The organism is Amorphus sp. MBR-141, from assembly GCF_053628695.1.
This window is the reverse complement of the sequence record NZ_JBRJGW010000027.1, coordinates 1-19,063: the sequence shown is the minus strand read 5'-3', so window position 1 is coordinate 19,063 and position 19,063 is coordinate 1. Positions and strand designations below refer to the sequence as shown.

Here is a 19,063-nt window from a genome sequence, read left to right as displayed (position 1 = left end):
GTCGGGAGAGAGGCTCCCGGCGCCCGTCGCGGAGATCCGCGATGTCCAGACATGCTGCTCGCGCCCGTTCCGGCTCCGACCGGACGAGCCTCTATGACGAAATCACCGGAAAGATCCTCGCCGAGCTGGAGGCCGGCCGGCTACCCTGGATCCAGCCCTGGGGCACGGCGGCGGCGAAGGCGCCGCTCGCCATGCCGAAGAACGCCGCCACGGGGCGCGTCTATTCCGGGGTGAATGTGCTCATCCTTTGGGGCGCGGTCTTCGACCATGGCTTCCCCACCCAAAGCTGGCTCACGTTCCGGCAGGCGCTGTCACTTGGCGGTCATGTCCGCAAGGGCGAGCATGGCACCACCGTCGTCTATGCCGACCGCTTCGTCCCCGACGACGAGAAGCGGCGCGCCCGCGAGACCGGCGAGGAAGCCCAGGCGATCCCGTTCCTGAAGCGCTTCACGGTTTTCAACCTGGCGCAATGCGAGGGCCTGCCCGACGACCTCGCGATTGTCGCGCCACCGCCCGAACCCGGCCTGATCGAGCCGAAGGTGGATGCGCTGATCAAGGCGAGCGGGATCGATTTCCGGATCGGCGGCAACCGTGCCTTCTACGTGCCGGCGCGCGATTTTGTCATGGTCCCGCCGCCCCAGGCCTTCTTCGAGCCCATCAACTGGCACCGGACCGCCCTGCATGAATGCTCCCATGCCAGCGGGGCGCCGCATCGCCTGAACCGCGACCTCTCCGGTTCCTTTGGCACGAAGAAGTACGCCTTCGAGGAGATGATCGCCTTATCTGGACAGTCTGGCTGTGGATTATCTGGACAGTCCGGCGCGACTCGCAGCGAACTCTGATACGGGCGTTGAGGCCACGAATTCGCTGTCCATCGACCTCAGCGTTGGCCGTGGTTCTCCGCCGCTGAGACCGGAGCTGGGACGCGTAGCGGACCAGCGGAGGGCTCAGCGGCGGAAGCGCATCTTTTCAATGTCCAAGTGCGTGCGTCGAGAGCGGGGCTCGTCCATGATCACGCTGTTGGAACGCCGTGGCCAGCAGGCTGCGGACGGTACAGGTTCTGGCGGCTGGAGCCGACATGCTCAGACACCGAGAATCCAGCAGGAAGGCAAGGCCTACGACGCCAACCTCGATCGTTTCCTGGCCGACTTGCCGCTCAATGGCGTGCGGTCGCAGCACAGCCTGCGCAGCTACGCCTATGATCTGCTCGTCTGGGTGCGGTTCCTTGATGAGGCGTGCGGCAAGTCCGTCTGGCAGGCCACGCGTGACGACGTGGATGCCTATCATCGTGCCCGCCGTCAAGACGACGCCGCGAACCGCATCTCTGCCGCCTCGTGGAACCGCGCCGTGGCCGCGCTCGACAAGCTTTACCGATGGGCCGTCGAGGACGGCATCATCGCGCAAAGCCCCTTCCTCTATCGCGATGTCTGGCGCCGGATGCCGTCCGCCCGAGGCCGCACGATCACCGTCACGCGCAACCAGGCCTACGAGCGCGCCGCCAAGCGCTCCGACGTTAAGTTCATCACCATCGAGGACTACCGCCGCTTCCGAGATGTCGGGCTGCTGGGGCTCGAGGTCGACGGAGGCGAGCGTGCGGGTGCCCGTGACCGCAATGGCAGCCGCAATGCGCTCTTCGCCGATCTCCTGATCTCCACCGGGCTTCGGCTTGAGGAAGCGTCCTCCCTGCTTGCCGTCGAGATCGAGGAAGCGATCCGCGCCAGCGCCGGCGGCGACAAGCAGGTCGCATTCCGATTGTCCGCTTCGCTCACCAAGGGCGACAAGGGTCGCACCATCCGCATTCCAGCCTCGCTTCTGTCAAGGCTGCGCAGCTACCTCGAGGTCGAGCGTGCTGTAGCCGTCGACAAGTTCAGGACGCGCGGTGGCGTGAAGCGGATGCCGGCCACCCTGACGTGTGCCGTCAACGCCGGCAGGATCGAGGTCGCGACCGTAACCGGCGGACGCGGGCCGCTGCGGCTCGACACCGTGACGCCGGACGAGCGCCGCCGGCTTGTCATCCACGGCAGCGATGGCACGCCGATCGAGCCCGCCGCGTTGTGGCTCAGCGAGGTGGGACTGCCTGTCGCGCCCAACACTTGGGAGGTCACCTTCACCCGCGCGTCCCGGCGCTGCCAGGCCACCGGACTCCCCTACGACGTCCACCCGCACCAGCTACGGCACAGCTTCGCCGTGCACATGCTGGCGTTGCTGATCCGGCAGCGGTTCGGCGAGACGCACAAGGATCATGATCTCTCCGGCGCGGCCTATCGCCGGCTGCTCGGCGATCCCCTACAGCAGGTGCAGCGCCTGCTCGGGCATTCGAGCATCGCTACGACCTACATTTATCTCGATCATCTCTGCGGCTGCCAGGACACGGTCGATGCCGCCGTCGAGGAACTGCTGTCCGGCATCGAGACGCCGCAACCGGTCAGGACGGCGGCATGAGCGGCAAGGGCAAGGCACGGCCTCGCAAGGGGCAGCGAGTCTCGTTCACTCGTGAGGACGGCAAGGCGCCTGCACCACGATCCAATGCCGTCACCGGCTTGCGCTTCACGGTCAACACTGTGCATGGCGGCACGGCCCTGATCGATCTCGTCGAGCTGCGCCCGCGCCGACTGGCACTGGTCTTCGGGGCGGCCCTCCGCGAGATCGCGCCGACCATGGTCCGCACGACCGTTATCCAGCACGTCAACGGGTTGAAGCGCTTCTTCCGGTTCCTCAACGAGACGGCGGCGGCTGTCGATGGCCCCGAGCATCTGCGCGCCGAGCAACTCGACGGATTCGAGAGCTGGCTCGAGGCCCAGGGCGTGACGACCATCCACCGCCACACCATACTCGCCAAGGCCATCATCGCGCTGCGCACCATCGACGCGGGCCGGCCGGGCCTCCTCGACGAGAAGCTGCGGCAGCGGCTCAGCTACACGAGCGCGCGGCCCCTCGGCCGATCGACGCCGCGGGATGCCTACAGCGGATACGTGGCCAAGCAACTACGCGATGCGGCGCGAGCCGATATCCAGGCCATCACCCGCCGGTTAAAATCTCCCGCACCGATCGAGCATGCCGACGCCACGTTGCGCGGCCACCTCGAGGCCGCCGCCGAGGTCATCGAGGCCGACGGCACGATCAGTTACAAGAATCCGAAGCTGCAAGCGTTCTACCGGCGCTTTCACCTGCTCGGCCTCGCTGCCGGCACGCCGATCCGCGATCTGCATGCCCGTCGCTATCTGCTTGCGGAGGACGTGATCCCGTTCTTCGTCCTGCTCAGCCTGGAGACCGGGCTCGAGCCCGAGTGCGTCAAAGCATTGCGCGTCGACTGCCTGCGCAATCCTGCGTCTGGCACCGTCGAGATCGAGTATGTGAAGCGGCGCGCACGGGGATCGGAGTGGAAGCGGCTGCGCGTCCGCGATGGTGCGTCGTCCACGCCGGGTGGCATCATCCGGACGCTCATCGAGCTGACGACGCCCGCCCGCAAGCACAAGCCGAGCGACAGCCTGTGGGTCTACTTCCACACTGGACGCCTCGCCGATCGCATTCTGCACCCGCAGGAGATGATCGATATCTGGGTCGCGCGACACGGCCTCGTCGATGATGCGGGCCAACCGCTCCCTCTGCTGCTCTCCCGCCTGCGTAAGACGCACAAGGCGCTCTGGTACGCCAAGACCCAGGGCGAGATGGCCCGCTTCGCCGTCGGCCACACGCCCGAGGTCGCCGCCCGCCACTACGCCGACCTGCCGTCGCTGCGGCACCTGCACGAGCAGGCCATCGCCGATGGCTTGAACGATGCGCTCACCTCGGCGCTCCAGCCCCGCATCGTCACGCTCGAGGAGGAGACGGTCGCTCGCAAGGCCCCTTCAACGCTGCAGCTTTCCGTGCCGGCCGACCAGGTTCGGCCTATATTGAGCAGCAAGCAGGATGTCTGGCTGGCGAGCTGCAGCGGCTTTCACAACAGCCCGTTCGCGGCCGACGGCGAGCCGTGCGCCGAGCCGTTCTGGGGCTGCCTCGAATGCCGTAATGCGGTCATCACCGCGCGCAAGCTGCCCTCCATCGTCGCGTTCCTCGAATTCATCGTGGCGCGTCGTGCCGAGATGGCCGAGGCCGACTGGTGGGCCAAGTTCGGCCGCCCCTGGTCGCGCATCACACAGCAAGTTTTGCCCGCGTTCTCGGAGGCCGTCGTCGCGGAGGCACGCGAGAAAGCCAAGGCGCTCGAGCATCAACCCTATATGCCGCTGGAGGCCCGCGCATGAACCAGGCGCAAGCCCTGAAGCTCGTCCCCAGGTCGAGCCCCCATCCTCTCGCCGGCAAGCCAGTGCTGGAGAGCGCACCCTTGAGGCGCGGACACAAGCGATTGGCGCTGTCCCGCTTCGAGAACGACACCTGGGATCTGTCGCCGGCCGTGTTCCGCGAGAACGCTCGCGTCTGCCACGTCACCGCGCACTTCGACGGCATCGAGGATGGGCGCGTCGCCCGGACTTTGCGCGAGTTCCTCTATGCACGGCTCAACTTCGATATTCCCGGGCACCGCACCCGCCTGCCGCCGGCCAGCATCCGCCAGTTGTTCAACCGTACGCGGCGGTTCCTGGAGTTTGTGGCCGAGATGAAGGGCAACTGCAATCTAGCCCGTGTCGATCAGGCCACGCTCGACGCCTACCGCAACCATCTGACCGCCGATCCGCAGCGCCGCTCCGTCCAGGTAGCGCATTTGCTCGAGGTCGTCGTCGATCTCCACCATTACCGCGAGCACATGCCGTCGGGCGGGCTCGAGCTGCTGCCGTGGAAGGGGCGCTCGGCTCATGTCGTGGCCGGTGCCAAGCAGACCGCGGGCGAGAACAAGACGCCGCGCCTGCCCGAGGCGGTGATCGCTCCTCTGCTGCAATGGTCGCTCAAGTACATCACCGTCTTTTCGGTCGATATCCTGGCCGCACGCGCCGAGCTCGAGGCGCTGGAGGAACGTCACAGAACACTCGTCACCGAGGATAGGCGCTTCTCGCCGTCCACCCGCAAGCAACGCCGCCGGCAGCGGCTCATCACCTTTCTCGATCAGCTGCGCGCCAACGGCCGTGGCGTGCCGATCTGGACCACATCGCACAATGGTGCCGTCCGCCAGGATCCGATCACGGGCACCTCGAAGCCGCCGGTGAATGCTCTCCTCATCCATCTGCATATCGGTCTCGACGCCCAGGCCGAGCCGGCCCAGCACGTGCTGCTCCGCAAGACGAACAAGGCACTCGTACTCGATGCGATCGATGAACTCGGCACCGAGGTTGGCGGGATGGACACGGCCATCTCGATCGACCCGGACACCGGCAAGCCTTGGCGGCCGCGCTTCGACGCCAAATCTCTGCTCCTCGAGGAGCGCATGCTGCAGGCAGCCTGCTATATCGTCTGCGCCTACTTGACCGGCATGCGTGACTGCGAGGTGCAGGCGATGCGCTCGGGTTGTCTCGATGTCGAGCGTAGCGAGGACGGCCTTATCGAGCGGTATCGGATCAAGAGCACGGTCTACAAGCGCCGCGACGTGCGCGGCCAGGCCGAGAAGTGGGTCACGATCGAGCCGGTCGCCAAGGCCATCACGGTGCTCGAGCGCCTGACCGAGCACATCCGGTGCCGCCGGGGTGGCGACACGCTATGGAGGGTGCTCGGTGATCACGGCAGCAAGGATCACATCTCGGCCGAGATCGTGCGCCAGCTCAACACGTTCCGCGACCACCTCAATGCGCACTTCGGTACGATAGACACGCCGATCGTCCCGCCAGGCACCGACGCCAAGCCGTGGCGCATCACGACCCGGCAGTTCCGGCGCACAGTCGCCTGGCACATCGCCAACCGCCCGTTCGGCGCGGTCGCCGGCATGATCCAGTACAAGCACAGCGGCATCGCTGCCTATGAGGGCTACGCCGGCTCGAGCCGGTCCGGCTTCCGCAACGAGGTAGAACGTGAGCGGGCACTTGGCCAGCTCGACGATGTGCTCACCTACTTCGAGCACCACCGTGCCGGCGAGGTGCTGATGGGCCCGGCCGCCGCCCGCATCAGCGGCGAGCTGCAGCAGGCCGCCGACAAGATCGATCCGCTCCCCGGCCACATCGCCGATCCGGCCCGCGTCCGAGCCATGCTGGCGCATGTGGCCAAGACGTTGTTCGTCGGCGTGTTGAGCGACTGCTTCTTCGACCCGGCGACCGCCCTCTGTCTCAACGGCAAGTCCGACCACAGCACGCCCGCCATGGCCCAGTGCCGCCCAGACCGCTGCCCCAACTCCTGCATCACGAGCCGCCACCGGCCCCTCTGGGCCAAGGCCATCGCCGACGGCGAGGAGCTGCTCAGGACCAAGCGGCTGTCGCCGCTGCAGCGGGAGGCGATCGAGGCGGACATTGCCAGGTATCGCAAAGCCATCCGAGAATTCTGAGGGCTGCGACCTCGTCGCGCGCAAGGAGGTCTGAACTTGACTCCGGTCAATGCGTCCATCAAGCTATAGAAGCTATAGGTTTTTACATTCCGCGTTGTCTGGAGGTTGACCATGCGCAACACACATAAATCGCTCCTTGGGAGCATCCTTGTTTCCGCCGCGCTCCTTGCCGTGGCCATCAGTGCACAGGCTCAGCAGATGCAGCATGGGCCGGGCATGATGGGCGGCCAACACATGATGGGTCCGGGCATGCCCATGGGCGGCGGCATGATGGGGTGCCCCATGATGGGTGGCCAAGGCATGACGATGGGCCAGATGCCCATGGGCGGCATGAGTCCTGGCATGATGATGACCGGCCCGGCGATCGAGGGCCGTCTCGCCTATCTCAAGGCTGAGCTCGGCATCACCGAGGCGCAGACGGCGGCCTGGAACGGCTACGTCACGGCAGCCAAGGCGCGCCAGTCGGCCATGCAGGGCACGCACCAGGGCATGATGCAGGCGTGGCAATCGGGCACCGCGGTTGCTCGGCTCGACGCTCATACCAAGGCGATGGAGAGCATGGTTGAGGCCCTCAAAGCCCTGAGACCGGCGACCGAAGCGCTCTATGCCGTGCTAAGCCCGGATCAGAAGACGAAGGCAGATCAGCTGCTCGGCATGGGATGCTGCATGATGTGAGGACCACGATGCTCCGCAGCTTCACCCTGGCTTTGGCGCTTGTCCCGGTACTCGCAGTGCCGGGCTGGGCGCAGACCAATCCTCAAGGCTGGCCAATGCATGAATGGATGTGGTGGTGGGGGCCTTGGCACATGCTGATGCCGCTGCTGTTTCTCGGCCTCATCGTAGCCGGGGTCATCTTCCTCGTTCGCAAGCTTTGGCCAGATGAGCCGCGCCACTTTGGCGGCAGCCGCGCCCTCGATCTGCTCGACGAGCGCTATGCCAAGGGCGAGATCGATCGCGAAGAATATCAGCGGCGCAGGCAGGACATTCTCGGAAGGTGACGTCATGAGCTTTTATCTCGCCAAGACCATACAAGCGCCGTTCGATGCCGCCATCGACAAGGTGACGGCAGCGCTCAAGGAGGAGGGATTCGGCGTCCTCACCGACATCGATGTGCGCGCCACGCTCAAGCAGAAAATCGGAGTGGACTGGCGCCCTTATCGCATTCTCGGTGCCTGCAACCCCCCGCTCGCGCACCGCGCCCTGCAGGCCGAGGACAAGATCGGCACCATGCTGCCCTGCAACGTCATCGTGCAGGATCTCGGCGGCGGTAGTGTCGAGGTCGCCGCCATTGATCCGGCCGCATCGATGGAGCGGGTTGGCAAACCGGAGTTGACTGAGCTCGCGCACACGGTTCGAACCAAGTTGCAGGCAGTCCTCGCCAGTCTCTGACGCCGTCTCCATCACCGGCGAGGATCGCTCAGTGCCTCCATGATCCGGCAGTCCTTCATCCGGCCGCCATGGCACGAGGTGACCAAATCCTTCAGTGCCCGCTCGAGGGCACGCAGCCGCGCGAGCCGCTCCCTGACGACTTCCAGGTTGGCTTCCGCGATATCAATCACCTCGCTGCAAGGCCGGTCCGGCTTCGATGCGAGATCGAGAAGCGTGACGATGGTCTCGATCGTGAACCCGAGATCGCGGGCATTGCGGATGAACGCCAGCCGGCGCACGTGGTCGGCGCTGTAGCGCCTCTGGTTGCCCTCAGTGCGCGACGGTCGCGGCATCAAGCCGATCTGCTCATAATAGCGGATCGTCTGCACGTTGGTGCCTGTCTGCTCGGCAAGTCCGCCTATGCTCAGTTCTTGGCCATTCATCTATACGAGAATCCTCTTGAACCTATAGTGGCTATAGATTGTAACATGGCCTTGAATGACAAGCCAAGATCCTCCGGAGCAACCCATGCCAGCAGTCCAAGAGCATCGCTTCCAAGTAAGCGGAATGGACTGTCCGTCCTGCGCCGCCAAAGTCGAGACCGCCGTCGGTCGTTTCGAGGATGTGTCGGACGTCACTGTCAACTTCGTGACGCAGGTTCTGACGTTCCGCGCTTCGGCTGACGGGGCGCGTCCGGACGCCATCGGGGACGCCGTCCGCAAGCTCGGCTATGGGGTCGAGCCGATAACGCCTCGGCCGATATCTCGCGTCGACGAGAAGTTCCGTGTGGACGGCATGGACTGTCCTTCCTGCGCGGCCAAGATCGAGACGGCTGTGCGGCAGTTACCGGGCACATCTGACATCGCCGTCAATTTCGCGACACAGATCCTGAGTGTTCGCCTCGATGCGGCCACGACACCCCCGGATACGGTCATCCAGGCGGTGACGAAGCTCGGCTATCGCACCCAACACATCGAGTCCCTCGACGGTCCTGAGCAGGCCGAATCGCGTGCGGGAGCAGCGCCGGCAGCTGACGAGGATCAGCAGACATGGTGGAGCACGCCGAAGGCTCGGCTCATGGGATTGCTCCTTGCGTCGGCGGCGGCTGGCCTCGTTGCGTGGCTGAGCGGAGTTGCAAGCGAGCAGCTTGCATTCCTGCCAACGGCGCTCATCGGCCTCGCTTATTTCGGCCGCCGCGCCGTCGCCAGCGCACGTGCGGGCACGCCGTTCAGCATCGAGATGCTGGTCTCGCTCGCTACCGCGGGCGCGGTCGTCATGGGCGCGAGTTCTGAAGCCGCCCTGGTCAACGTTCTGTTCCTTCTGGGCGAGCTGCTGGAAGGCCTTGCCGCCCGCCGCGCGCGCGATGGCATCCGGGCGCTCGGCAAACTCATCCCGCGCACCGCATTGCTGGTCGAGGGCGATGTGACGCGGGCTGTCGAGATCGACTCGCTGAGCATTGGTCAGGTCGTGCTTGTGCGTCCCGGCGACCGTGTGCCCGTCGACGGCACCATCATCGGCGGCTCGTCCGATCTCGACGAGGCGGCTGTGACGGGTGAATCGATCCCGGTGCCGAAGACGCCCGGCAGCAGTGTCGTTGCCGGCAGCGTCAATACAACGGGCGCTCTCAAGATTCAGGTCACCCGACGGGTCGACGACAATACGATCAACCGCATCATCCACATGGTCGAGGAGGCGCAGGCGACCAAGGCCCCGACAGCCCGACTGATTGACCGCTTCAGTAGGTATTACACGCCCACCGCCATCCTGGTCGCAGCGCTGACCATGGTCCTGCCACCGATGGCATTTGGCGCCGACTGGAGCACATGGTTCTATCGCGGCTTGGGTCTTCTGCTGGTCGCCTGCCCGTGCGCGCTCGTGCTCTCGACACCGGCCGCCATTGCGTCGGCGCTTGCAGCCGGTGCGCGCTCCGGTCTGCTGATCAAGGGCGGCGCGGCACTGGAAGCCATCGGTAGCGCTCGCACGGTCGCCTTCGATAAGACCGGCACGCTTACGGTTGGTAAGCCGGTCGTGACGGATATCGTGCCCATCGACGGCACGGCCGACACACTGTTGGCTCTTGCCGCCGCCATCGAGCGGGGCTCAAGTCATCCGATCGCTCGCGCGATTACCGATCGCGCGAGCGACGCACGAACCAAAATACCCGTCGCCACAGACCAGCGTGCGCTTCCCGGTAAATCCGTCGAGGGCCTGGTCGATGGGGCACGCATCGAGATACTGTCCCCGCGTCACGCGGCTGGTCTCGGCTACGTACCAGACACGCATCCGACCATCTCGGCGCTCGAGGAGAGCGGCAAGACCGTCGTGATTGTCGCCAAGGACAAAGCGCCGATTGGTTTCATAGCCGTGCGTGACGAGCCTCGGCCTGATGCAGCGAGAGCCATCGCTCGTGTGCGGCAGCTCGGCGTCACGCCGATCATGCTGTCCGGTGACAACCGAAGAACCGCAGCAGCCGTCGGCAAGGCACTAGGCTTGGAAGCCCGAGCCGAATTGTTGCCAGACGACAAGCTGAAGGAGATCGCGCGGCTCAAGAGCCAAGGCACCGTGGTCATGGTCGGTGACGGTATCAACGACGCGCCGGCTCTGGCCGCAGCCGACGTCGGCATCGCCATGGGCGGCGGCACTGACGTGGCGCTCGAGACGGCTGACGCGGCGCTGCTGCACGAGCGCGTCGGCGGCGTGGCCGACATGATCGAGCTGTCCCAAGGCACCCGGCGCAACATCGCTCAGAACGTCGTCATTGCTCTAGGGCTTAAGGCAATCTTTCTCGTGACGACGATCACTGGCGCGACGGGTTTGTGGCTCGCCATCATGGCGGATACGGGCGCGACCATCCTTGTCACGCTCAATGCCCTACGGTTGCTGCGCTTCACAGGCCGCGAGCAGGATCGCACCACCCGAGACCGCAGCAAAAACCTCCGCCCGGTGGAGGCCAGCGCATGAAGAGCTCGACAAAGCTCCTGCAGTCATCGCCGGTCGCCTTCGGACTAGTCGTTATGACAGTCGCGATGTTGGATCTGTGGTCGAAGTCGGAGATGATCGCTTGGCTCACGCCGGCCCGGCGCACCATTGAGGTGACACCCTTCTTCAACCTGCGCCTCGGCTATAACCCTGGCATCAGCTTTGGCCTCTTTCCCACAGAGAGCGACCTTTCGCGAATGCTGCTGATCGGATTCGCGCTGCTGGCGACCCTTCTCGTCGTGTGGCTCGGATTGCGATCGCGGGTCTGGATTGAGCGTCTCAGCTTTGCGCTGATTGCTGGCGGCGCCGTCGGCAATGTCATCGACCGTGGCGGTGACGGCCTTGTTACCGATTTTCTCGATTTCCACGCCTTCGGCTGGCACTGGCCAACGTTCAATCTGGCCGATGTGGCGATTGCGAGCGGCGTGCTCGTACTTCTTGCTGCCAGTCTCATCGGCGATCGTTTCGCCCAACCCAGTCAGGATCAAACGCGATGATAAGAGCGACAACAGCGGTCCGCCGGACGAGCGCTCACGTTGCCATGACTAAAGGAAGGCGCATCGCACCGTTGCTGTCGTTTCTCGTGATCCTTCTTCCGGCAGCGGCAATGGCGGCTTCGGTCGAGATGATGACCACATCGGGCTGCTCATGCTGTCATGCCTGGGCTCGACATCTGCGCGCTGCTGGTTTCGAGGTGACGGTTAAAGACCTGGCAATGGGCCAACTGATGCGTGCCAAGCTGGATGCCGGGGTACCAGCCACGTTGGCCGCCTGCCACACGGCGCGCATCGGCGGCTATGTCGTCGAGGGCCATGTGCCCGCGCGTGAAATCCAGAAGCTGCTAACAGAGCGCCCCGAAGCGATCGGGCTCGTCGTCCCAGGTATGCCGATAGGATCACCCGGGATGGAGTCCGGCGATCGTCGCGAGGCCTATGAGGTGCTGCTGCTCAAGCGGGGTGGCAAGACGGAGGTATTTGCACGCTACGAATAGCTTTGCGTAGTCGTTTTGCAGCAGGACCACTTTTCACTATTCACCGTCTGACGCGATTTCAGACTGTCAGGATAAGTCGCAGAGATTTCAGCGGCATTCTGCTGTGCTGCGCTCGGCATCGTGCCGACCGTGCGGCACGCCGATTACATCGGATCCTGGGCCGAGATTCTGCGCGAGGACAATCGCGCCATCGTCCGCGCAGCGTCGCAGGCCAGCAAGGCTGCCGATTTCCTGCTCAGCTTCCTATCCGAAGACGAACGGCTTGCTCCGGTCTCCGCCGACGCCGACGAGCGGGAGGCGGCCTGATGCGCGCGCCGTCTCCAGCAGGCCGGCGATGCTTCCGGCAGGAACCCCCGTCATCCCATGAGGCCGGTCATGCGTCCGCACGGGCGCGCGGCTCCTTGAGGCGCTGGCGAGGCAGGTATCTCTTCGACAATGCGGTTGAGTTCCTCGCCGGGGTCCAACACCTCCAAGGCTCCGACGATCCTCACTCTCGCGAAATCCTCTTTCATCTCATCGGATGCGCCGTCGAACTGTCGCTGAAATCCTATCTGCATTTCCGGGGGTGGAACGATGACCAATGCAGGCGCGAGGTCCGGCACGATCTGGTCAAAGCGCTCGCCGCCGCGGAGCGGCTCGGATTTCATCGGCGTCATCCGGACGTGCGAATGCTGACGCGGGTTTTGTCGCCCTATTATCGCTGCCATCGCGTCCGAGAACTGGCGAGACACAACCCGGCGCCGATATCGCCCGAACGGGCGTTGCAGGCAGCCGAAGGATTGCTGGACGATGTCCTGGCCGCCGTGACGGGACCTCCCCGTTCCGGGGGCTGACCGGACGCCGGCGTCTGCTGCGCGCCGGCCGCCGACCCTAGCTTCTCCGCCTCCTCGGCCTTCGCTTTCGCCGCGAGCCGAGAGGAAGAGGGCCGAGGGGATTTTCGTGACGGGTTGGAGGCCGGGAGAGAGGCTTTCGGCCGCCCGTCGTGGAGACTATCCCAATGGCTACTGCCGTTCAGAAGATCACCCTGTCGTCCTCGCGCGACATCCCCTTCAATAAGCTGGTGCTGAGCCAGTCGAACGTCCGGCGCGTGAAGGCCGGCGTCTCGATCGAGGAGCTGGCCGAGGACATCGCCCGGCGCGGCCTGCTTCAGGGCCTCAATGTCCGCCCCGTGCTCGACGCCGAAGGCAAGGAAACCGGCATGTTCGAGATCCCGGCCGGCGGCCGCCGCTACCGCGCGCTCGAACGGCTCGTGAAGCAGAAGCGTCTGGCAAAGGCCGCGCCCGTCCCCTGCGTCGTGCGCGATCCCGCGACCGGCATCCTCGCCGAGGACGACTCGCTCGCCGAAAATTGCCAGCGCGCCCCGCTCCATCCGCTCGACCAGTTTCGCGCCTTCCAGACCCTTCGCGAGAAGGGCCAGTCCGAGGAGGAGATCGCGGCGGCCTTCTTCGTGCCGGTCAACGTCGTCAAGCAGCGGCTGCGGCTCGCGTCCGTTTCGCCAACGCTGCTCGAAACCTATGCCGAGGACGGCATGTCGCTCGAGCAGTTGATGGCCTTCACCGTCTCCTCCGACCATGCCCGCCAGGAACAGGTCTGGGACGCAATCCGCAACAGCTGGTCGAAGGAACCCTATCAGATCCGCCGCATGCTGACGGAATCGACGGTGCGCGCCTCCGACAAGCGCGCCGTGTTCATCGGAATCGACGCCTATGAGGCGGCGGGCGGCATCGTCCTGCGCGACCTGTTCCAGTCCGACGATGGCGGCTGGCTGCAGGATGCAGCGATGCTCGACCGGTTGGCCGCCGAGAAGCTGAAGGTCATGGCCGACGAGATCGCCAATGAAGGCTGGAAGTGGATCGAGGTTGCCGTCAGCTTTCCCTACGACAACGCCCGCGGCCTGCGCGAACTCGCAAGCACGCCGATCGACCTCACTGCCGATGAGCAGGCGACGATCGACGCCCTGAACGCCGAATATGCGAAGCTCGAGGCCGAATATGAAGGCGCGGACGAGCTGCCCGACGAGGTGGACGAGCGGCTCGGCGAGATCGAGACGTCGCTCGCTAGTTTCGAGAGCCGACCGGTCCATTATGATCCGGCCGATATCGTTCGCGCGGGCGTCTTCGTCAGCATCGATGCGGACGGCTCGCTCCTCGTCGATCGCGGCTATGTCCGCCCCGAGGACGAGGCGCCGGTTGCCATCGAGGGTGAGGACGGCGAAGACGCTCCGACCGACGCGGACGATCCCGCGGCGCCTTCCGTCCAGCGCGCCGTCATCACCATCGGCGGCCAGCCCGTCGAGCCGGAGGAGGACGAGGACGACGTCATCAAGCCGCTGCCCGATCGCCTGGTGATGGAACTGACCGCGCACCGCACCCTGGCGCTGCGCGACGCCATGGCCAACAATCCCCACGTCGCCATGACGGCGCTCCTGCACAAGCTCGTCACCGATGCCCTCCAGCGCATGTCGAGCGCTGGCGGGTGCCTGGAGGCCTCGGTCCACCATGTCTTCTTCCCTGCTCAGTCCACCGACCTTAAGGACAGCCCGTCCGCGAAGTCGGTGAACGAGCGGCAGGAGGCGTGGAAGACCGACATCCCGCAGGACGATCAGGCCCTGTGGGACTGGCTCGACGCGCTCGATGACGCCAGCCGCATGGCGATGCTCGCCCATTGCGTCAGCTACGGCGTCAACGCCCTCTACGAGAAGGTCGACCGCTATGGCGGCTCCGGCCTCTCGCAGCATGGGCTCGAACGCCGCCTCGGCCAGGCTGACCGTCTGGCCCGTGCCTGCGGGCTCGACATGGTGGAGGCTGGCTGGAAGCCGACCGTCGAGAACTATCTCGGCCGTGTCACCAAGGCTCGCATCCTGGAAGCCGTGCGCGAAGCCCGGGGGGAACAGGCCGCCCAACTCATCGATCATCTGAAGAAGGGCGATATGGCGAAGGAAGCCGAGCGCCTGCTCGCCGACACCGGCTGGCTGCCCGAACCACTGCGCCTTGCCGAGGACGAGCCGGCTCCTGACGTGGCGACGGCCGAGGGAGAAACCGAGGCGCTGCCCGACTTCCTCGCCGGCGATGACGGCGAGGATGACCCGGCCCGCATGATCGCTGCGGAATAGCCGAACCCCGCGGGGCGGCCCCGGCCGCCTCGCATCCCTTCACCCCATCCGCTTATCCGAGCCCGGCCCCCCTCAACAGGGAACAGCCGGGCTCCTCTCGTTTCAGGAGCCTCGCATGGCCGACTATTTCACCCATTTCTCATGCCTGCTCGATGTCGGCACGCCGCAGAACACCGCCCGCGCGCTCGACCTCTATAACAGGCTGTCCGAAGACGGCGCGGCGGAAGACCCGCCGTCCGACGGCTTCGTGCTTTCGATCCAGCCCGAGCATGGCGGCACGCAGCTCTGGATCCGCGATGACGTGACCGGTGATCCACAGCGCGTCATCGACTTCGTGCTGCACTGCGCAAAGACCTTTGGTCTCACCGGCCGTTGGGGTTTCCAGTACGCCAACACCTGCTCGCGTCCACGCATCGATGCCTTCGGCGGCGGCGCGCATGTGCTCGATCTCGGCACCGGTCAATCCGTCGCCTGGATCGGCACGCACGGATGGCTCGCCGACATGCTCGCGACGGGAGGGTCGGACGATGCCGAGGATCGTTGAAACCACCGTCTATCAGCTCGGCGAGCTGTCCGTGGAGGCGCAGCAGAAGGCGCGCGCCTGGTTCCGCGAAAGCATGGACACCGATGGTTGGTACGAATTCGTCTGCGACGATTTCGAGGCGATCTGCGCCATTCTCGGGGTGCGGCTCAAGACCCGCGCCGTGCGCCTCCATGGCGGCGGTACGCGGCAGAAGCCATGCGTCTATTTCCGTGGTTTCTGGTCGCAGGGCGATGGCGCCTGCTTCGAGGCCTTTTATTGCCATGCGAACGGCGCCCCTCACAAGATCAGGGCGTACGCGCCGCAAGATGGCGAGCTTCACCGGATCGCGGACGCCTTGCAGGCGATCCAGAAGCGGAACTTCTATCAGCTTCAAGCCGATGCCAGCCATCGCGGCCGCTATACCCATGAGTATTGCATGGCGATCTCGGTCGAGCGCGATAGTCCGACCTATCAGGACATGACCGCCGATGCAGAGGAAGCCGTGACGGAAGCGCTGCGCGATCTCGCCCGCTGGCTCTACCGCCAGCTCGAGCGGGAATATGAGTATCAGACCTCGGACGCCGAGGTCGACGAGGCAATCACTGCCAACGCATACACCTTTACCAATTCCGGGCGCCGCTTCGGCTGAGCGTCTGGGCACCATCGTCACGATGTCGGTCCGTTAGAGAGAGAGGTCGGCCGGGACGGGTTTGAGCCGGTGCGGTCGAGAGAGAGCGCCAGCCGGCTCGTCCCGTTCCGCTCTCCTCGAGGTTCCCTCCATGACCACTGTCTCCGCTTCCGCGGCCGCCCGCGCGGCCACGTCCCTCCCGCTCGTTCCCGCCGCCGATCCGGCCGCTCGCATCGTCGACGCGGCGGGGCTTCTCCTCCCCCATCTCGAACGCGGCCAGCGCATCGATGCGGGCGTCCTGCGCGCCGCCATGGAAACGGCCTTCGGCGCCTCCGATGCGGCCGGCGCCTGGGACTGGAAGACCGCCTATGACGCCTGCGAGGCGGCGACCGTGCTGTTCCTGCGCAAATACGGAAAGGCGCTTTTCCGCAAAGCCGGCTCTCCGGCGGCCATGCTGCCGATGCTGGCGAAGGTCGCCGGCCTTCTTCCCACCCACACGCGCCGTTCGGCCGAGAGCGAGACCTTCCAACAATTTTCGACCCCGATCCCGCTTGGCCTCGCGGCCGCAACCGCCGCGGCGATTTCCTCCGCCGACCGTGTGCTGGAGCCCTCTTCCGGCACCGGCCTGCTCGCCATCCTGGCCGAGATCGCAGGCGGATCGCTGGTCTTGAACGAACTGGCCGAGACCCGCGCCGCTCTTCTCTACCACCTCTTTCCGGCCATTCCCGTCACCCGTTTTGACGCCGCGCAGATCGATGATCATCTGGATGCGGTCGTTGTGCCGTCCGTCGTGCTGATGAACCCGCCATTCTCCGTCATGGCGAATGTGCAGGGTCGGATGGCCGACGCCGCCTATCGCCATGTCGCCTCGGCACTGTCGCGCCTGGCTGACGGCGGGCGGTTGGTGGCGATCACCGGCGCGAACTTTTCTCCCGACAATCCGGCATGGGCGGCGGCATTCACCCGCTTGCAGGCGCGCGGGCGCGTGGTGTTCACCGCCGCCATCGACGGCTCGGTCTATGCCAGGCACGGCACCACCATCGATACGCGGCTGACCGTCATCGACAAGCTGCCCGCCGATGATCCGGCGGTGTTCCCGGTCCCGCCAGGCGTCGCGCCCGACGTCGCCACGCTGCTCGGCTGGATCGACGCCCATGTTCCGGCGCGTCTGCCGGTCGCGGCCTCGGCTCGCGTTTCCGCCATTCCCGCCGCCGCGTGTGCCGTCGCTGCGCGCATCGTTCGGGGATATACCTCACGGCCATCCACTCCCGTTCCGGCCAGCCTCACCGAGCCCGACGGGGTCGACATTGACTATGAGACGGTGGACTTGACGCCGCCTGAGAACACCCGACTGACGGACGCGATCTATGAGGAATACGCTCTTCAGTCGATCCGCATTCCCGGCGCGCAGGCTCATCCCACCAAGCTGGTGCAATCGGCGGCCATGGCATCGGTCGCGCCGCCGAAGCCGAGCTATCGGCCGCGCCTGCCTGCCAGCATCGTCACCGATGGCCTGCTGTCGGATGCCCAGCTCGAGACGGTGATCTATGCCGGCGATGCCCATGGCGAATTCCTCGCCGGGTCCTGGACCGTGGACGAGACCTTCGACATCGTTTCGGCTGCGCGCGACGATGCGCCCAATGCCGTGCGTTTCCGGCGCGGCTTCATGCTCGGCGACGGGACCGGCGCCGGCAAGGGCCGTCAGTCGGCCGGCATCATCCTCGACAACTGGATGCAAGGGCGTCGCAAGGCGGTCTGGATCTCCAAGGCCGATCTCATCGAGGACGCCCGGCGCGACTGGTCGGCGCTCGGCATGGAGCGGCTGTTCGTGACGCCGCTTTCCCGCTTCCCGCAGGGCAAGCCCATCACGCTCACGCAAGGCGTCCTGTTCACCACCTATTCCACGCTGCGCTCCGACGAGCGTGGCGAGAAGCTTTCGCGCGTCAAACAGATCGTCGAATGGTTGGGCTCCGACTTCGACGGAGTGATCATTTTCGACGAAAGCCACGCCATGCAGAATGCCGCTGGCAGCAAGGGTGACCGCGGCGAGCAGGCCGCCTCGCAGCAGGGACGCGCGGGCCTCCGCCTCCAGCACGCACTGCCCAATGCCCGTGTCGTCTACGTGTCCGCCACGGGCGCAACCACCGTCCACAATCTCGCCTATGGGCAGCGGCTCGGCCTCTGGGGCGGCGAGGATTTCCCCTTCGTGACGCGGGCCGAGTTCGTCGAGGCGATCGAGGCCGGCGGCGTCGCGGCGATGGAAGTCCTGGCACGCGACCTCAAGGCGCTCGGCCTCTACATGGCGCGCTCGCTCTCCTATGACGGCGTCGAATATGAGCTGGTCGAGCACCAACTCACGGAGGAGCAGACCCGCATCTACGACGCCTATGCCGGGGCTTTCGCCGTCATCCATAACAATCTCGACGCGGCGATGCAGGCCGCCAACATCACCGGCGAGCATGGCACGCTGAACCGGCAGGCGAAGTCAGCCGCGCGTTCTGCCTTCGAATCCACCAAGCAGCGCTTCTTCGGTCATCTCCTGACCTCGATGAAAACGCCGACGCTGATCCGCTCGATCGAGCGCGATCTCGAGCAGGGTCACGCCGCGGTCATCCAGATCGTTTCGACCGGCGAGGCGTTGATGGAGCGCAGGTTGGCGGAAATCCCGACCGAGGAATGGAACGACGTCCGGGTCGACATCACGCCGCGCGAATATGTTCTTTCGTACCTGCAGCACAGCTTCCCGGTGCAGCTCTATGAACCCTTCACCGACAGCGAGGGCAACCTCTCGTCCCGGCCGGTTTTCCGTGACGGCCAGCCGGTCGAAAGCCGCGAGGCCGCCGCCCGCCGCGACCGCCTGATCGAGAAGCTCGCCTCCCTGCCGCCCGTTCCCGGCGCGCTTGATCAGGTCGTTCAGTATTTCGGCACCGACACGGTGGCGGAAGTCACCGGCCGCTCGCGCCGCATCCTGTGGCCTGCTCCCCGGCAAGTGGCCACTGTTGTGAGTTAGATTTCGGCTCCAACATTGGAGCTGAGAATGCCGAAGAAGCGCTATTCCCCTGAAC

General features: G+C 65.5%; 15 protein-coding genes and 2 pseudogenes. 15 read left to right on the top strand and 2 right to left on the bottom strand.

Features of this window, described 5'->3' with window-relative positions; genetic code table 11:
- Positions 1–41: 41 nt before the first annotated feature.
- From ACSSVZ_RS24515 to ACSSVZ_RS24485, 7 genes are all read left to right on the top strand, one after another.
- Complete coding sequence (locus ACSSVZ_RS24515) at positions 42–842, top strand: ArdC family protein (protein ID WP_394031075.1); 801 nt, start codon at positions 42–44, stop codon at positions 840–842.
- A 166-nt stretch (positions 843–1,008) separates the two neighbouring features.
- Complete coding sequence (locus ACSSVZ_RS24510) at positions 1,009–2,442, top strand: tyrosine-type recombinase/integrase (protein WP_394031073.1); 1,434 nt, start codon at positions 1,009–1,011, stop codon at positions 2,440–2,442.
- On the top strand, positions 2,439–4,241 hold the full coding sequence (locus tag ACSSVZ_RS24505) for a hypothetical protein (RefSeq protein ID WP_394031071.1): 1,803 nt from the start codon (positions 2,439–2,441) through the stop codon (positions 4,239–4,241). Before ACSSVZ_RS24510 ends, ACSSVZ_RS24505 begins: the two co-directional genes overlap by 4 nt.
- A complete protein-coding gene (locus ACSSVZ_RS24500) occupies positions 4,238–6,397 on the top strand; it encodes an integrase (protein WP_394031069.1) in 2,160 nt (719 codons plus the stop codon). Before ACSSVZ_RS24505 ends, ACSSVZ_RS24500 begins: the two co-directional genes overlap by 4 nt.
- A gap of 111 nt (positions 6,398–6,508) precedes the next feature.
- Entirely contained in the window at positions 6,509–7,072 is a 564-nt protein-coding gene (locus tag ACSSVZ_RS24495; RefSeq protein ID WP_394031067.1) for a Spy/CpxP family protein refolding chaperone, read from the top strand.
- A gap of 8 nt (positions 7,073–7,080) precedes the next feature.
- Positions 7,081–7,395 carry an SHOCT domain-containing protein gene (locus ACSSVZ_RS24490; RefSeq protein ID WP_020083909.1) on the top strand — a complete coding sequence of 105 codons (315 nt, stop codon included), beginning with the start codon at positions 7,081–7,083 and terminating at the stop codon, positions 7,393–7,395.
- A 4-nt stretch (positions 7,396–7,399) separates the two neighbouring features.
- A complete protein-coding gene (locus ACSSVZ_RS24485; RefSeq protein WP_394031065.1) occupies positions 7,400–7,786 on the top strand; it encodes a DUF302 domain-containing protein in 387 nt (128 codons plus the stop codon).
- An 11-nt stretch (positions 7,787–7,797) separates the two neighbouring features.
- Here the strand turns inward: ACSSVZ_RS24485 and ACSSVZ_RS24480 are convergent, their stop codons facing one another.
- On the bottom strand, positions 7,798–8,208 hold the full coding sequence (locus ACSSVZ_RS24480) for a MerR family transcriptional regulator (RefSeq protein ID WP_394031063.1): 411 nt from the start codon (positions 8,206–8,208) through the stop codon (positions 7,798–7,800).
- An 85-nt stretch (positions 8,209–8,293) separates the two neighbouring features.
- Here ACSSVZ_RS24480 and ACSSVZ_RS24475 point away from each other — a divergent pair, with 85 nt between their 5' ends.
- The 4 genes and pseudogenes from ACSSVZ_RS24475 to ACSSVZ_RS24460 form a co-directional block, all read left to right on the top strand.
- Positions 8,294–10,726: a heavy metal translocating P-type ATPase gene (locus tag ACSSVZ_RS24475; RefSeq protein WP_394031061.1), complete on the top strand. Its 2,433-nt coding sequence runs from the start codon at positions 8,294–8,296 to the stop codon at positions 10,724–10,726.
- Entirely contained in the window at positions 10,723–11,241 is a 519-nt protein-coding gene (gene lspA / locus ACSSVZ_RS24470; protein ID WP_394031059.1) for a signal peptidase II, read from the top strand. The genes ACSSVZ_RS24475 and lspA overlap by 4 nt, the downstream gene beginning before the upstream one ends.
- Positions 11,242–11,285: 44 nt before the next feature.
- On the top strand, positions 11,286–11,735 hold the full coding sequence (locus tag ACSSVZ_RS24465; protein WP_453973415.1) for a DUF411 domain-containing protein: 450 nt from the start codon (positions 11,286–11,288) through the stop codon (positions 11,733–11,735).
- Between the two features lie 75 nt (positions 11,736–11,810).
- Positions 11,811–12,041 (top strand): annotated as a pseudogene (locus tag ACSSVZ_RS24460) (zincin-like metallopeptidase domain-containing protein); the annotation flags it as partial.
- 50 nt (positions 12,042–12,091) lie between these two features.
- On the opposite strand, the gene ACSSVZ_RS24455 reads toward ACSSVZ_RS24460, so the two are convergent.
- Positions 12,092–12,382: a hypothetical protein gene (locus ACSSVZ_RS24455; RefSeq protein ID WP_394031055.1), complete on the bottom strand. Its 291-nt coding sequence runs from the start codon at positions 12,380–12,382 to the stop codon at positions 12,092–12,094.
- A gap of 350 nt (positions 12,383–12,732) precedes the next feature.
- Between ACSSVZ_RS24455 and ACSSVZ_RS24450 the strand changes: the two genes are divergently transcribed.
- The 4 genes and pseudogenes from ACSSVZ_RS24450 to ACSSVZ_RS24435 all read left to right on the top strand — a co-directional run.
- Entirely contained in the window at positions 12,733–14,847 is a 2,115-nt protein-coding gene (locus ACSSVZ_RS24450; RefSeq protein ID WP_394031053.1) for a ParB/RepB/Spo0J family partition protein, read from the top strand.
- A 115-nt stretch (positions 14,848–14,962) separates the two neighbouring features.
- Complete coding sequence (locus ACSSVZ_RS24445; protein WP_394031051.1) at positions 14,963–15,391, top strand: hypothetical protein; 429 nt, start codon at positions 14,963–14,965, stop codon at positions 15,389–15,391.
- The gene (locus ACSSVZ_RS24440; RefSeq protein ID WP_394031049.1) at positions 15,375–16,019 is read left to right on the top strand and encodes an antitoxin of toxin-antitoxin stability system; all 645 of its coding nucleotides are present in this window, start codon (positions 15,375–15,377) and stop codon (positions 16,017–16,019) included. The genes ACSSVZ_RS24445 and ACSSVZ_RS24440 overlap by 17 nt, the downstream gene beginning before the upstream one ends.
- Before the next feature lie 130 nt (positions 16,020–16,149).
- A pseudogene (locus tag ACSSVZ_RS24435) lies at positions 16,150–18,969 on the top strand (strawberry notch-like NTP hydrolase domain-containing protein); the annotation flags it as partial.
- Positions 18,970–19,063 lie beyond the last annotated feature (94 nt).